A 14,410-nucleotide genomic window follows, 5' to 3' on the forward strand; every position below is an offset into this window, starting at 1 on the left:
GGACGGCGGCCGGGCGGCCGGTGGTGCCGGGGGCGACCGCGACGCGATCGGGCAGGCTGACCTCCAGGCGCTTGCCGCCGACCTCGACGACGACCGTGTGCCGGGCGTTCGCCGGAGCCGGAGCCTCGAGCTCGCCGTCCCACGCGGGGATGTCGTTGTCGAACTCGGTCTCGATCCAGCGCGTGTACACCCCGAACGTCCCGTCCTCGGCCGTGAAGGCGGGGTCGCGGACGACCTTGCGGTGGAACGGGATGACGGTGGGCAGACCCGCGACCTCGAACTCGTCCAGAGCCCGCCGCGCGCGCTCCAGGGCCTCGGCTCGGTCCTTGCCGGTGACGATGATCTTGGCGAGCAGGGAGTCGAACGCGCCGGACACCGCGTCCCCGGCGGTCACACCGGAGTCGAGGCGGATGCCGGGGCCGCCGAAGGTCTTGAACACGTGGATGGGGCCCGGCTGGGGGAGGAACCCGCGACCCGGGTCCTCGCCGTTGATGCGGAACTCGATGGAGTGACCCTGCGGCTGGGGGTCGTCGTAGTCGATCGTGCCGCCGGCGGCGATGCGGAACTGCTCGCGGACGAGGTCGATCCCGGTGACCTCCTCGGACACGGGGTGCTCGACCTGGAGGCGGGTGTTCACCTCGAGGAAGGAGACCGTGCCGTCGGCGCCGATGAGGAACTCGCACGTGCCCGCGCCGACGTAGCCGACCTCCTTGAGGATGGCCTTGGAGGCGGAGTAGAGCTTCTCGTTCTGCTCGGGGGTGAGGAACGGGGCCGGCGCCTCTTCGACGAGCTTCTGGTGCCGGCGCTGCAGCGAGCAGTCGCGGGTCGAGATGATGACGACGTTGCCCTCGGCGTCGGCGAGGCACTGGGTCTCGACGTGGCGGGGCTTGTCGAGGTACTTCTCCACGAAGCACTCGCCACGGCCGAACGCGGCGACGGCCTCACGGGTGGCGGACTCGAACAGCTCCTCGACCTCGTCGAGCTCACGGGCGACCTTGAGGCCGCGTCCGCCGCCACCGTACGCGGCCTTGATGGCGATCGGCAGGCCGAACTCCTGGGCGAAGGCGACGACCTCGTCGGCACCCGAGACCGGGCCGGGGGTGCCGGGCGCGAGGGGCGCACCGACCTTCTCGGCCACGTGGCGGGCGGTGACCTTGTCGCCGAGCGCCTCGATCGCCTCGGGAGAGGGGCCGATCCAGATCATCCCGGCGTCGATCACCGCGCGCGCGAACTCGGCGTTCTCCGCGAGGAAGCCGTAGCCGGGGTGCACGGCGTCGGCGCCGGCGCGGCGGGCGACGGAGAGGATCTTCTCGATCTGGAGGTACGTCTCGGCGCTGGTCGCGCCACCGAGCGCGTACGCCTCGTCGGCCAGGCGCACATGCAGCGCGTCCCTGTCCTGGTCGGCGTAGACGGCGACCGAGGCGATCCCGGAGTCACGAGCGGCACGGACGATGCGGACGGCGATCTCGCCGCGGTTGGCGACGAGCACCTTCGCGATTTCAGGCATGGTTGCCAGCCTAGCGAGTAGCATCCCGATACTTTTGACGACTCTCGACAAGAAAGAGGGAAAAACGTGGAGGGGAGTCTACGACCACAGATCCGTCCACCGGACCCCGAGGTCGGCGGTGAGGCGGCGCACGGTGGACAGCGACATCCCCACGACGGTGGAGGGGTCGCCTTCGACCTTGGTGATGAAGGCGCCGCCGAGGCTGTCCACGGTGAAGGCTCCCGCGACGTGCAGCGGCTCCCCCGACGCCACGTACGCGGCGATCTCCTCATCGCTCACGTCGTCGGCGAACGTCACCGCGGCCTCCGCGACCGCGGTCGCCTCGACGGGTTCGATGCCGGGGGCGACGCGGAACACGGAGTGCCCGGAGTGCAGCACCCCCGTGGCGCCGCGCATCTCCCGCCACCGGCGTGTGGCCTCCTCCGGCGTGTAGGGCTTGCCGTACACGCGCTCCCCGAGCGCGAACATCGAGTCCCCGCCGATGACGATGCCGTCGAACGCGCCCTCGGCGGCCAGCCGCTCGGCGACGGCCGCGGCCTTGGCACGGGCGAGCAGCAGCACGAGGTCGGCAGGCGCGAGGGGGCCCATGCGCTCCTCCGCCGCGGCGGCCAGGGCATCCTCGTCCACCTCCGGCGACAGCGTGAGCGGTTCGATGCCGGCCTGACGCAGCAGCATGAGCCGGGCGGGGGAGGTGGAGGCGAGGCAGACGCGCATGGAGACCACCGTATCCTCGAAGGATGACTTCCTCCGCAGCCGACGTGCTCGATCTCGACATCACCGGCATCGCCCACGGAGGCACTTTCGTCGCCCGTCACGAGGGACGCGTCGTCTTCGTCTCGGACGCGATCCCGGGGGAGCGCGTCCGTGCCCGGCTGCTCGACCCGTCCGCAGGCGCCGGGGAGCCCGATACCCGGAGCTTCTGGCGCGCCGAGACGATCGAGGTCCTCGACGCCTCCCCGCATCGCCGGCCGCACATCTGGCCGGAGGCGGACGTCGCGCACGACCCCGCCCAGCGGCCGGGGGGTGCCGACCTCGGGCACATCGACCTCGACCACCAGCGCGTGCTCAAGCGCCAGGTCCTCTCGGAGGCGTTCGACCGCTTCGCCGGCCCCGGCCTCGAGGCCCCGGAGATCGAGGCCGTGGAGTCCGGGGACGGGACGGGGTGGCGCACCCGGGTGACGCTGCACGTCGACGATGCCGGGCGGATCGGCCCGTTCGCCGCCCGCAGCCACCGGGTCGTTCCTGTCTCGACCTACCCGCTCGCCCGCCCCGCGATCGCCGAGGCCGCCCTCGCCCTGCGGGGCGAGAAGGCCGGACGCATCGAGCTGGTGGAGCCCGCGGACGGCCGGGTGCGCATGCTCCGGCACCCCGAGGCCGAGCGTCGGGCGCCCAGGGACCGCCGCCCTCGCCCGAAGCCCGAGGTGGTGCAGGAGCGCGTCGGCGACCGCACGTTCGACGTCGACGCCGGCGGGTTCTGGCAGGTGCACCCCCGCGCCGCCTCCGTCCTCGACGGCGCCGTGTACGGGCTGCTCGACGGACACGTGGAGCCGGACGCGACGCACTACGACCTGTACGGCGGCGTCGGCCTCTTCGCGCAGACGCTCGCCGATCTCGGCGGCACCGACGTCGTCACCGTCGAGTCCAGCCGACGCGCGACCGCGCATGCCGCCGCGAACCTCGCTCCGCTCGAGGTGGCCGCCGTCACCGCCCGCGTCGACCGTTTCCTGCAGCAGCCGCGGCGCGGAGGCGCGACGGGGGCCGTCGTGCTCGATCCGCCCCGATCCGGTGCCGGCCGGGCGGTGGTGGAGGGCGTGCACGCCCTGTCGCCGTCTGCCATCGCCTACGTCGCCTGCGACCCGGTCGCCCTCGCGCGCGACCTCGGGACGTTCCGCGGTCTGGGGTGGCGGGTGGAGGCCCTGCGCGGTTTCGACCTGTTCCCGCACTCGCACCACTTCGAGGTCGTCGCGCTGCTCACCCGGTGAGCGCATTCCCGGCCGCGGGTCCGTGACTCACTAGGCTGTGGGCATGAGCACCGTCGCCCTCATCGACGACCACGAGTCCGTCCGCCTCGGCCTCGAGGCCGCATGCGCCAGGGACGGCCAGACCGTGGTGTTCACGGGGAGCACCGTCGGCTCCTATCTCGTATGGCGGTCCTCGACGGGGGCTCCGCCCGCCGACGTCGTCGTGCTCGACCTCACGCTGGGGGACGGGACGACCGTGACGGAGAACGTCGTGTCCCTCGTCGCCGACGGTGCCAGCGTCGTGATCCACAGCGTCGCCGACCGGCCGGCCGCGGTCCGGGAGGCCCTGGCGGCGGGTGCGGCCGGTGTCGTCAGCAAGTCGTCGGCCCTCGACGACGTGCTGGACGCCATCCGGACCGTGGCTCAGGGCGAAGCGCTGAACAACGTCGAATGGGCGAGTGCGGTCGATGGAGACCGTGCGTTCGCCGATGCCCAGCTGTCCACCCGCGAGCGGGAGGTGCTCCGCCTGTATGCGACGGGTCTGCCGCTGAAGGCCGTGGCCGAGCGTCTCGGTGTCGCATACTCCACCGCGAAGGAGAACATCACCCGGATCCGGGTGAAGTACGTCGAGGTCGGTCGGCCGGCGCCCACCAAGGTCGATCTGCTGCGACGCGCGATGGAGGACGGCATCGTGACGGCCGACGGGGCGCCGAGTGCCCGCTGAGCCGCTGAGCGTCCGCGACGCCTGGAGCAAGATCCCGTCTCCCGGCAGCGCGGAGAACGGCTTCGAGCGGTTCACCGGCAAGCGGATGGAGCGCATCCTGGCGATCGTGGTCGCCTTGGGGTCGGCCGTGCTCGGGGCACAGGCGCTGATCGCGGCCGTGCAGACGATGTCCCGCGCGGACGCGCCGCACATCTCGATGCTCGTCGCCGTCTTCGTACCACTGACCGCGATGCTCGTCGCCTGTCTGGTCGGACGCGGCGTGCGCCTGGCCGCGGGGGTGTTCGCCGTCGTATACGTGCTCGCGCTCGCGGCATGGCCGGTCGTCGTCGACCCGACCGACAAGGTCGCAGGAGACCAGCCGTGGATCTTCTTCCTCGTGAACGTGGGCGTGGTGGCGGCGATGCTGGCCTTCCCCGTGCGGCTGCAGTTCGCGTGGGCTGTCGGCGTGCCCTTCGTCTACGGGTACGTGCGTCTGGTGCAGGGGGAGTTCTCCCGGGAGTTCTGGGTCACGACGGCATTCGACGTGTCCTTCACGCTGATCCTCGGCGTCGTGATCGTGTCGCTCGGCTGGATGTTCCGCTCGGTCGCCGCGGGCGTCGACGAGGCGCGGGGGACGGCCGTGGCCTCGTACGCGACGGCGGCCGCTGCGGCGGCGGCCGAGGAGGAGAGGGTCGCCATGTCGGCCCTCATGCACGACAGCGTCCTGGCCGCCCTCATCGCCGCAGAGCGCGCGGAGGGCGAGCGGGCACGGGAGCTCGCCGTGGCGATGGCCAGGGAAGCCCTCACGCGGCTCGCGAACACCGAGGCGGCGGTCGCGGAAGAGGGCAGCGACGAGCCGGTCGGAGCCGCGCAGATCGTCGTGGAGCTGCGACGGGCGCTCTCCGAACTCGGCGCGGACGCCATCGTGGAGGAGCGCGGCGGCAGTGGCCTCATCCCGGGGCGTGCCGCGCGAGCGCTCGTCCTCGCCGCCCGCCAGGCGATCGGGAACGCGGTCGCCCACGCCCACGGCCGTGGCCTGCACATCCTCGTCGTCGGTCACGGTGACGAGGGCATCGCCGTGACGATCTCGGACACCGGCGGCGGCTTCGACGTCGACGCCATCGGTCCCGACCGGCTCGGCATCCGCGCCTCGATCCTCGCCCGCATGGCCGGTGTCGCCGGAACCGCGCACATCTCCTCGGACGTGGACGGCACCGTCGTCACCCTGGGGTGGGAGCGCTCATGAACCGGACCGTCCGCAGCGTCGCGACCTCGCTCGCCGTCGGCTTCGCGCTGTACTTCGTCGCCCGGGGGATCTGGTGGATCGAGCAGCCGACGGCTCCGCTGCTCATGGTCCTCGCCATCGCCGTGTACCTCGTGGTGGTGAACATCGCGATCCTCGGGAGCCCGGCCACGGTGCGCATGCCGCTGTGGTCGGCGCTCCTCGCCCTCGGAGCGAGCGCGATCATCCCGGCACTGGTCACCCTCTCGCTGGACCCCGACGATCGGACGGCGCCCTTCGCCACCTGGTACATCGGCGCCCTCGGTCTGCTCGGCATCGTCTGCGTGGTCCGTCGCCGCGCGTGGGCGGGCTGGGCGACGCTGGTGGTGCTCGTCGTCGCCGCCTCCGCAGCCCTCGGGTTCGGCGTGGCGCTGAACCTCGGTGTGGTGGGGTCGATCATGTGGGTCGCGGTCGCCCAGCTCCTGGTGATGTTCTGGGACCGCGCCGTGAGCGACACAGAGCGCCTGTCGGAGATCCAGCAGGCGGTCTCGGCCTGGCACGCGACCCAGCGTGTGCGCCAGCGCGAGCGTCGCCTCCGCACCCAGTTCGCCCTCGCCGTCGCCGGCCCCGTGCTCAGCCGGGTGGTGGCGTCGCGCGGACAGCTGGACGACGATGAGCGGCTGGAAGCCCGGCTCGCGGAGGGGCGTCTTCGCGACGAGCTGCGTGGCGCGGATCTCCTGAACGACGACGTCCGCAACGCGATCGACGCCGCGCGCCGCCACGGCGCCTCCGTGACGGTGTTCGACGAGGGCGGTCTCGACGGCGTCGACGAGGGCCGGCGCATGGAGATCCGCGACGAGCTCGCGTCGGTGCTGCGCAGCGCCGGCACGGGGCGCATCATCATCCGCTCCGCACGAGACCCGCTCGTCGCCGTCACTGTCGTCGGTCGCGCGGGCCTGCGGGCATCGGACGACGATTCCGTCGACCTCTGGCACGAGATCGCGAGGGAGCGGCGGGGGACGGCAACCGACGCGCGGAGCTGAGAGTGGGCGAGGGGCGGCGAATCCGCCTGCCCCTCGCCGTGCGGACAGTTACCCGAAAACCGTCCGCTGGTGGCCGATCAGCGTCTGTCTACCCTGGGACAGAGAGACCAGCCGAACGCGAAGCGTCCCCTTCAGTCTGCGGGGTCGCGCAACGGTTGTCTGTAGGTATTTTGGGGGACAAGATCCGCGACCGGCCTCAGCCCGCGAAACGTCCCCAGGGGATGTCCCGGCGTAGGGGCCGACGCAGCGGACGCTGCGTGCGGGTCCATGCCGAGACCCGTGGCTCCTCGACCGTCGCCTCCGCCTGCTCGTTCGCATAGGCGTCCCCGAGCACCGCGATGAGGGCTGCGAGCTCCTCCTCGGTCGCGGTGCCGCGGGTGACCTCCAGCATCACGGGCGCAGGCGCTGCCCCGTCGGCGGCGGGTTCCTGGCCGCTCACAGCGGGATGTTCCCGTGCTTCTTCGGGGGCAGCTCGGCGCGCTTGCCCCGCAGGGCCCGGAGCGCCTTCGCGATCGCCACCCGGGTGTTCGCCGGCTCGATGATCCCGTCGAGCTCGCCGCGCTCGGCCGCGAGGAAGGGCGAGGCCACGTTGTACGTGTACTCGTTCGCGAGGCGGGTGCGGACGGCCGCCACGTCCTCGCCTGCTTCCTCCGCCTTGCGGATCTCCCCGCGATAGAGGATGTTGACGGCGCCCTGGCCGCCCATCACGGCGATCTCCGCGGTGGGCCAGGCGAGGTTCACGTCGGCACCGAGCTGCTTCGAGCCCATGACGATGTACGCGCCGCCGTAGGCCTTGCGCAGGATCACCGTCACGAGCGGCACGGTGGCCTCGGCGTAGGCGTAGAGGAGCTTGGCGCCGCGGCGGATGACGCCGGTCCACTCCTGGTCGGTGCCGGGCAGGTACCCCGGCACGTCGACGAGGGTCACGATCGGCAGCGAGAACGCGTCGCAGAAGCGCACGAACCGGCTCGCCTTCTCGCCCGCCTCGATGTTGAGCGTGCCCGCCATCTGCGAGGGCTGGTTGGCGATGATGCCGACCGAGCGGCCCTCGATGCGTCCGAAGCCGATGACGATGTTCGGCGCGAACAGCGGCTGGACCTCCAGGAAGTCGCCGTCGTCCACGACGTGCTCGATCACGGTGTGGATGTCGTACGGCTGGTTCGGGGAGTCCGGGATGAGCGTGTTGAGCGTGCGGTCCGCGTCGGTGGTCTCGAACTCGAACGCGCTCTCGTAGGACGGCAGCTCCGCCATGTTGTTGTCGGGCAGGAAGCCGAGGAGCGTGCGCGCGTAGTCGATCGCGTCGTCCTCGTCCTCGGCCAGGTAGTGCGCGACGCCGGAGCGCGTGTTGTGCGTGTAGGCGCCGCCGAGCTCCTCCATGCCGACGTCCTCGCCGGTGACGGTCTTGATCACGTCGGGTCCGGTGACGAACATCTGGCTGGTCTTGTCGACCATGATGACGAAGTCGGTGAGGGCGGGGGAGTACACGGCGCCGCCGGCCGCCGGGCCCATGATGATCGAGATCTGCGGGATCACGCCGGAGGCACGGGTGTTCAGACGGAAGATCTCGCCGTACTTGCCGAGCGCGACGACACCCTCCTGGATGCGCGCGCCGCCCGAGTCGAGGATGCCGATGCACGGCATGCCGCCGGCCAGGGCGAACTCCATGATCTTCACGATCTTCTCGCCGGCGACCTCGCCCAGCGACCCGCCGAAGGTGGAGAAGTCCTGCGAGTACACGGCCACGGTGCGGCCGTGGATGGTGCCGACGCCGGTGACGACGGAGTCGCCGTACGGGCGCGAGCGGTCCATGCCGAACGCGGTGGTGCGGTGGCGCACATACTCGTCGAACTCGACGAAGCTGCCGGGATCGACGAGGAGCTCGATGCGCTCGCGGGCGGTCATCTTGCCCTTGGCGTGCTGCTTCTCCTTCGCCTTCGTCTCGGCGTCGACGACGGCTTCGGTGTAGCGAGCGCGCAGATCCGCGATCTTTCCGGCGGTGGTAAAGGGGTCGGGCTTGTCCGTCACGGATTCCACCCTAGCGTCGGGTTCGCGCCGTCCGTTGGATGATCGGCACAACGGGGCGGCGGATCCTTTGGCGAGGTGCACGCTCCCTCATTCGGCGGTCGTGTCGGAACCCGGGCGCGGTGGCAGTCCGTGATCGCCGTCTCCGGGACGGGCGTCGAGCTCGTCGGCGGAGTGCTCCCGTCGGCGGCCGGCGATCTCGCCGACCCGGTGCCCGACCCATCCCGCGCCGCGCGCCACGGTGCCCGCGGCTCCCGCGACCGCGTTGCCGGCGTAGCGCGCTCCTCTCAGCATCCGCAGCTCCACCTTCTCGGCGTCGGGGATGGGCTCCAGCTCGGCAGGGAGGGTGAGGGGTGCCGCCCCGAAGGCTCGGTGGGAGGTGGTGAGCACGCGGCGTCCGAGGATGTGGTTGCCCGCCCCGCCGATCGCCGCGCCGATCCCGAAGGGCATCGCCTTGCCGATGAAGGAAGCCCCGCCCTTGGCCGCGAACTGCTTCACGAACATCCCTTTGAGCTGGTCGACGAGCGGCCCCACGGCGGCGCGGGGGAGCGACTTCGTCACCAGCTCGCCCCAGTACGCCGACCGGCTGCTGCCGCGACCGGTGACCTGCCGGGCGAGCTGCCCGACGAGGTCGACGCCCTCCTTGCCGAGCATGAGGGTCATGACGAGAGCGCGGGCACGGTCGGGGTTGCCCACCGCGATGCCGTGCACCTCGGCGACCGACTGCGCGAAGAGGGCCGTGGATTCCACGAACCCCACGGTCTCGACGCCGGAGAGCGCGAGGGTGATCCCCGTGCCGATACCCGGCACGACGGCGGTCGCGCCCACCGCGGCCCCACCGGTCGTGACGGCCGCGAGGTAGCGCCGCTCCAGGATCCGGATGATCTCGTCAGGGGTCGCGTGCGGGTTGCGGAGCCGGATGCTGCGGATGTGGGCGAGCACCAGGGGGCGCTGGATCGAGAGCACCCGGTCGAGCCCGCGGACCATCATCGGGTGTTCCGGGGAGCCGACCGGCGGCACGCCCTTGTCCCACGGGGCGTCGTCCGGGAGGGAGTGGATCTTGTGCACCTTGGGGGCCATGTGCCGATCCTATGAAGCCCGTCCGCGAAAACACCGAGAGCCCCGGTCCGTGGCGGATCGGGGCTCTCGGACGGGAGCGTCACACGAAGAGGTTCGCGCGCTCCAGGTCTTCCGCGAAGTCGACCTCGACCGCGTACAGGTCGGAGACGTCCATCGGCTCGAGCAGCAGGCCGTCCTCGGCGATCGCCAGCTCGAGACCCCGCTCGAAGTAGTCCTGGTCCTCGACCCGCTGCAGCTGGCGCATGAACGCCTTCTTGAAGCCCGAGGAGATGTAGTTGATGCCGACCGCCTCGCCGAGGCCGCCCTTGACGGACTTCGACAGCTCCTTGATGAAGCCCTCCGCCGTGACGGTGTACTTCACCTCTTCATCGCTGACCTTGGCGGTGTTGACGGTGACGAACGACTGGTCCCGCTCGATGTACGCGGCGGCGCGACCGAGGATCATCGGGTCGAACACGACGTCGCCGTTCATCCACAGCACGCCGCTCTTGCCGGTGGCGCTCAGGGCGCGCAGCAGGCTCTTCGAGGTGTTGGTCTCGTCGTAGCGGTCGTTGTGGACGTAGTTCACGGAGGGGAAGGCCTCGATGATGGTCTCCGCGCGGTAGCCCACGACCGTCGTGATGCGTGCGTCGGATCCGAAAGCGGCCCGGATGTTGTCGTGCTGCTGGCCCATGATCGTGCGGCCGTCGTTGAGCTCGGTGAGCGGCTTGGGCAGCGCACGGCCGAGGCGGGAGCCCATTCCGGCTGCGAGGATGACGGTCTGAAGAGTCACGAATACTCCTAAGGAAGTTGTGTTCACGGTCGGTTCACCGACCAGACACTTCGTCGTGCCGGGGATCATGCTAGCGATTCCCCCTGAGAACCCCGGGGTCAAGCAGGCCCCGTTGTCATTTCGTGATCGAGTACACACGCAACGCACAGGGACGACAACCCCCTTGCGAAACGCGCAGAGGAGGGGATCGGATTGCGGATTGTCGCGTGGGGCCTTGGCTCTCAGCCACCCGTTGATACCGTAGGACGGTGACTTCCTCCCCTGATGACCCCACCCCCCAGGCAGAGGGAGCCGAGACTCCGACCGAGGCCTCCGCGCCCGCTCGGAAACCGGCCGCCAAGAGAACTGCCTCGTCCTCCGCCGGCGCCAAGAAGGCGACCGGAGTGAAGTCCTCCGCGCCGAAGCCGGCAGCGGCGAAGACCACTGCCTCGAAGGCCACAGCCTCGAAGAGCACCGCCTCGAAGAGCACCGCCTCGAAGAGCACCGCCTCGAAGAGCACCGCTGCGAAGTCCACCTCAGCGAAGACCGCCGGTACGAAGTCCACGTCGGCGAAGACCACGGCGGCGAAGGCCGCCGGTGCGAAGGCCGCTCCGGCGAAGACCATCGGTGTCAAGGCTGCTCCGGCGAAGTCCTCCGCAGCGAAGTCCTCCAGCCCGGCGAAGTCCTCGACGGCGACGAAGACTCCCGCGGCGAAGACTCCTGCGGCGGAGAAGTCGACCGCCGCGCGGCCCACACCGACCAAGGCTGCGGCTGAGAAGGCGGCCCCCACGTCTGAGGTCGTGGTCGAGCCGACACCCGCAGCGAGTGTGGACCCCGCGGCTGCGCGCACGGCGTCCGCCGCCCGAGCGGCCGCGGTGAAGAACACCGCCGCGCGGAGCACAAGCCCGAAACGTCCGTCCGCGACGACGACGAAGCCGAGCACGGCTGCCGCCAAGACGACGGCTGCCAAGACGGCTGCGGCGAAGGCGGCTGCGGCGAAGACGGCCGCCGCGAAGGCATCCGCGGCCAGGACGACGGCCAAGACCACCGCCGCCAAGACCGCTGCGGCGAAGGCGGCTGCGGCCAAGGCGGCTGCCGCGCAGGCCGAGGAAGCCGAGGCCGCGGAGGCGAAGGCGGCGGAAGCCGCGGCTGCGGACGCGCAGGCTGCGGAAGTACAGGCCGCTGCGCAGATGCAGCCCGAGGAGTCCGCCGCGGTGGCGGCGCCGACCGTGTCCGCACCGGCCGGTGAGTCCGACACCGCGTCCGCCGAGGCGGTGGCGACGAACGAGCGCGCCGCCGCGACGGCGACCCGCGTCGAGGATGCCGCCGTCGCGGAGTCCGCCTCGACGGAGTCCACGGTCGAGGCATCGGACACCGCACTCCCGGTGACGAAGGAGCCTGCGCTGGAGGACAGCCGCGTCGCGGACGTCGAGGTCGTCGAAGTGGTCGAAGGCGTGATCGCCGAGGAGCCGCCGGCCGAGGTCGTCGAGGAGGAGGCGGCGGAGCCCGCCACCGAAGCCATCCGGATCCGCGGTCTCGTGAAGCAGTTCGGCGAGAACCGCGCGGTCGACGGCATCGATCTCACCGTGCCCGCGGCCTCGTTCTACGGCATCGTCGGCCCCAACGGTGCCGGCAAGACGACGACCCTGTCGATCGTCGCCGGCCTCCTGCGTGCGGACGAGGGCAGTGTCCTCATCTGCGGCATCGACCAGGCGCGCGAGCCGCTGGCGGCGAAGCGCGTGATGGGCGTCCTGCCGGACCGCCTGCGCACGTTCGACCGCCTCACCGGCCGGCAGCTGCTGTACTACTACGGGCTGCTCCGCGGCCTCGCCGCCGACGTCATCGAGAAGCGCACCGGCGACCTCGCCAGGGCCTTCGATCTCGGCGACGCCCTGAACCGGGTGGTGTCCGACTATTCGGCGGGTATGACCAAGAAGATCATGCTCGCGGGCGCGATGATCCATTCGCCGCGCGTCCTGGTGCTCGATGAGCCGTTCGAGTCCGTCGACCCGGTCTCTTCCGCCGTGATCCTCGACATCCTGCGCGCCTACGTCGCGCACGGCGGCACCGTGATCCTGTCGAGCCACGGCATGGACCTCGTCGAGCGCGTGTGCTCCCGGGTGGCCATCATCGTCAACGGCGAGGTGCTCGCCGAGGGCACGATCGACGAGGTGCGCGCGGGGCAGACGCTCGAATCGCGCTTCGTGGAGCTCGCGGGTTCCAGTGGAGAGGTGGAGGGGCTCGAGTGGCTGCACACGTTCTCCGACTGAGGTTCGCGCTTCTCCTGGGAGCCCTGCGTGGGGAACACCGGGGGCGCACCCTGCTCTCCTTCGGCGCCGTGATCGCGGTCACGGTGGTCGTCTGCGTGGCGGTGTTCAGCCTCGGTGATGCGCCGGTTCCGGTCTCCCAGGCGGTGACCGTGCTCGGCGGTGCGGCCGTCCTGCTCGGCTTCCTCGTGGGGCCCCTGCTCGTGGGGGCCGTCGATCAGCTCGATCCCCGGCGTTTCGCGGTGTTCGGCGTCGACGAGCGGAAGATGCCCGGGGTCCTCGCGATCGCCTCACTGGTCAGCGTGCCCAGCCTTGCGCTCCTCGCGGTCTACGTCAGTGTGACGATCGTCGCCGTCCGCGCCGGTGCGCCGTGGGTGCCGGCCGTCCTCCTGGCGGCGGTCGGGCTGCTGTCGACCATCCTCCTCTCCCGAGTCGGGATGGCGCTCAACGCGCTGCTGCTGCCGGAGCGTCGATCCCGCGAGCTGACGGCGCTGTTCGCCCTCGCCTTGATCGTCATCGCCTTCCCCGTCGCGGTGTTCCTCGGCTCGCTCCGCTGGGACGGCGAGGTGCCGGCATCGTTGGCGACCCTGACCTCGGTGATCGGGTTCACCCCGCTCGCCGCGTCGCCGGCGGCGATGTTCGCCGCGGCCGCCGGTGAGACGGCTGTGGCCTGGGTCAGCGGATTGATCGCCGTGGCCACCCTGGCGTTGCTGTGGCTCGCCTGGACATGGTTCGTGCGCCGCCTGCTGACGACGACGGAGCGTCCGGTGGCGGCACGCGAGCGCACCGGACTCGGCTGGTTCGCCCTGCTGCCCTCGAACGCCTTCGGCGCCATCGCCTCGCGAAGCCTCGTGTACTGGCTCCGCGACCGTCGGTACATCATGAACATCATCGTGGTGCCCGTGGCGGGCGTGCTGACCGTGTTCCCGCTGATCGTCGCGGGCGTGCCGGTCGAGATCGCCGCGCTCGTCCCCGTGCCCGTCATGGCCCTCTTCTTCGGATGGCTGCCGCACAACGACGTCGCCTACGACTCGACCGCCCTCTGGACGCACGTCGCGAGCGGCGTCCGGGGAGTCCCGGATCGGCTGGGGCGCCTGGTGCCGGTGCTCCTGGTCGCCGTGCCGGTGCTGGCGATCGCCGTACCGCTCTCGCTCGTGCTGGCCGGCCGCTGGAGTCTTCTCCTCCCGCTCGTCGGCCTCGGCGCGAGCCTGCTCTTCTCTGCGCTCGGCATCTCGAGCGTGGTGTCGGTGGTGGCGCCGTATGCGGTCTCCCGCCCCGGGGACAGCCCGTTCCAGCAGCCGCAGCGACCGACCTCCCGGGGGATCTACGGCCCGGCGGCGGCATTCCTCGGTGCGATCCTCCTGAGCGTGCCGACCATGTGGCTGTTCGGCGCGAGCATCGTCGCCGATCCCGGCTTCGCGCCTGCGGCGTTCTGGGTCGGCATCGTCACCGGGGCGGTCGCGTTCATCGGAGGAGCCGTGATCGGCGGGCGCATCTTCGAGCGCAGCGGCGAGCGTCTGATGGAGTTCGTCGAGACGGCATGAGACCCGCCCCGGCGAGGCTCGGACGCGGCTAGAATCACGGGATGAGTACTCCGCTGGACAGCCCCGATCAGGGCGGCGTGGCAACGCTTGATCGCGAACTGGAAGAGCTCCTCCGCGAGGAGAACATCGAACCGGGCGACCACGAGCGCTTCTCGCACTACGTCAAGAAGGACAAGATCCTCGAGTCGGCGATCACGGGCAAGCCCGTCCGCGCGCTCTGCGGAAAGAAGTGGACGCCGGGTCGTGATCCGGAGAAGTTCCCGATCTGCCCCACGTGCAAGGAGATCTACGAGTCGATGGTCGGCTGACC

At 71.0% G+C, this 14,410-nt stretch carries 14 protein-coding genes; 7 read left to right on the top strand and 7 right to left on the bottom strand.

From position 1 onward, the window contains the following. Nucleotides 1-1,507: acetyl-CoA carboxylase biotin carboxylase subunit (locus tag DW296_RS03415; RefSeq protein ID WP_136051096.1), on the bottom strand; the 1,507-nt coding region annotated here is incomplete at its 3' end. 78 nt (nt 1,508-1,585) lie between these two features. Then, nucleotides 1,586-2,221, bottom strand: coding sequence for a Maf family protein (locus DW296_RS03420; protein WP_136051097.1), 636 nt, complete (start codon nt 2,219-2,221; stop codon nt 1,586-1,588). A gap of 23 nt (nt 2,222-2,244) precedes the next feature. Here DW296_RS03420 and DW296_RS03425 point away from each other — a divergent pair, with 23 nt between their 5' ends. Genes DW296_RS03425 through DW296_RS03440 form a run of 4 tightly spaced genes read left to right on the top strand, consistent with a single transcriptional unit; the run spans nt 2,245 to nt 6,436 of the window. Beyond that, nucleotides 2,245-3,489, top strand: a complete 1,245-nt coding sequence (locus DW296_RS03425) for a class I SAM-dependent RNA methyltransferase (protein WP_136051098.1) — start codon at nt 2,245-2,247, stop codon at nt 3,487-3,489. A 43-nt stretch (nt 3,490-3,532) separates the two neighbouring features. After that, nucleotides 3,533-4,192 carry a response regulator transcription factor gene (locus tag DW296_RS03430; RefSeq protein WP_071329676.1) on the top strand — a complete coding sequence of 220 codons (660 nt, stop codon included), beginning with the start codon at nt 3,533-3,535 and terminating at the stop codon, nt 4,190-4,192. Further along, a complete protein-coding gene (locus DW296_RS03435) occupies nt 4,182-5,417 on the top strand; it encodes an ATP-binding protein (protein ID WP_136051099.1) in 1,236 nt (411 codons plus the stop codon). The genes DW296_RS03430 and DW296_RS03435 overlap by 11 nt, the downstream gene beginning before the upstream one ends. Further along, nucleotides 5,414-6,436, top strand: coding sequence for a hypothetical protein (locus tag DW296_RS03440; RefSeq protein WP_136051100.1), 1,023 nt, complete (start codon nt 5,414-5,416; stop codon nt 6,434-6,436). Before DW296_RS03435 ends, DW296_RS03440 begins: the two co-directional genes overlap by 4 nt. Before the next feature lie 196 nt (nt 6,437-6,632). Here the strand turns inward: DW296_RS03440 and DW296_RS03445 are convergent, their stop codons facing one another. The 5 genes from DW296_RS03445 to DW296_RS03465 form a co-directional block, all read right to left on the bottom strand. Continuing rightward, entirely contained in the window at nt 6,633-6,875 is a 243-nt protein-coding gene (locus DW296_RS03445) for an acyl-CoA carboxylase subunit epsilon (RefSeq protein ID WP_342588947.1), read from the bottom strand. Beyond that, nucleotides 6,872-8,461: an acyl-CoA carboxylase subunit beta gene (locus DW296_RS03450; protein WP_371259856.1), complete on the bottom strand. Its 1,590-nt coding sequence runs from the start codon at nt 8,459-8,461 to the stop codon at nt 6,872-6,874. Before DW296_RS03450 ends, DW296_RS03445 begins: the two co-directional genes overlap by 4 nt. 87 nt (nt 8,462-8,548) lie before the next feature. Further along, nucleotides 8,549-9,538, bottom strand: a complete 990-nt coding sequence (locus tag DW296_RS03455; protein WP_240742974.1) for a hypothetical protein — start codon at nt 9,536-9,538, stop codon at nt 8,549-8,551. Between the two features lie 79 nt (nt 9,539-9,617). Further along, nucleotides 9,618-10,310, bottom strand: a complete 693-nt coding sequence (locus DW296_RS03460) for a phosphocholine cytidylyltransferase family protein (RefSeq protein WP_060923420.1) — start codon at nt 10,308-10,310, stop codon at nt 9,618-9,620. A gap of 115 nt (nt 10,311-10,425) precedes the next feature. After that, complete coding sequence (locus DW296_RS03465; RefSeq protein WP_136051101.1) at nt 10,426-11,232, bottom strand: hypothetical protein; 807 nt, start codon at nt 11,230-11,232, stop codon at nt 10,426-10,428. On the opposite strand from DW296_RS03465, the gene DW296_RS16635 reads away from it, so the two are divergent. Genes DW296_RS16635 through DW296_RS03480 form a run of 3 tightly spaced genes read left to right on the top strand, consistent with a single transcriptional unit; the run spans nt 11,165 to nt 14,408 of the window. After that, nucleotides 11,165-12,559 carry an ABC transporter ATP-binding protein gene (locus DW296_RS16635; protein ID WP_240742975.1) on the top strand — a complete coding sequence of 465 codons (1,395 nt, stop codon included), beginning with the start codon at nt 11,165-11,167 and terminating at the stop codon, nt 12,557-12,559. The two genes, DW296_RS03465 and DW296_RS16635, sit on opposite strands and share 68 nt — an antisense overlap. Then, nucleotides 12,535-14,100, top strand: a complete 1,566-nt coding sequence (locus tag DW296_RS03475; protein ID WP_136051102.1) for a hypothetical protein — start codon at nt 12,535-12,537, stop codon at nt 14,098-14,100. Before DW296_RS16635 ends, DW296_RS03475 begins: the two co-directional genes overlap by 25 nt. 41 nt (nt 14,101-14,141) lie before the next feature. Continuing rightward, nucleotides 14,142-14,408: a DUF3039 domain-containing protein gene (locus DW296_RS03480; protein WP_060923586.1), complete on the top strand. Its 267-nt coding sequence runs from the start codon at nt 14,142-14,144 to the stop codon at nt 14,406-14,408. The last annotated feature ends 2 nt before the right edge of the window (nt 14,409-14,410 follow it).

This window comes from Microbacterium sp. K36 (genome assembly GCF_004794355.1).
Classification (GTDB): Bacteria; Actinomycetota; Actinomycetes; order Actinomycetales; family Microbacteriaceae; genus Microbacterium; species Microbacterium paraoxydans_D.

What these genes read in the sequence shown, in the direction of transcription:
- DW296_RS03440 (WP_136051100.1), top strand. Translation starts at nt 5,414, where the DNA reads ATGAACCGGACCGTCCGCAGCGTCGCGACCTCGCTCGCCGTCGGCTTC.
- DW296_RS03455 (WP_240742974.1), bottom strand. Translation starts at nt 9,538, where the DNA reads ATGGCCCCCAAGGTGCACAAGATCCACTCCCTCCCGGACGACGCCCCG.
- DW296_RS03425 (WP_136051098.1), top strand. Translation starts at nt 2,245, where the DNA reads ATGACTTCCTCCGCAGCCGACGTGCTCGATCTCGACATCACCGGCATC.
- DW296_RS03420 (WP_136051097.1), bottom strand. Translation starts at nt 2,221, where the DNA reads ATGCGCGTCTGCCTCGCCTCCACCTCCCCCGCCCGGCTCATGCTGCTG.
- DW296_RS03480 (WP_060923586.1), top strand. Translation starts at nt 14,142, where the DNA reads ATGAGTACTCCGCTGGACAGCCCCGATCAGGGCGGCGTGGCAACGCTT.
- DW296_RS03430 (WP_071329676.1), top strand. Translation starts at nt 3,533, where the DNA reads ATGAGCACCGTCGCCCTCATCGACGACCACGAGTCCGTCCGCCTCGGC.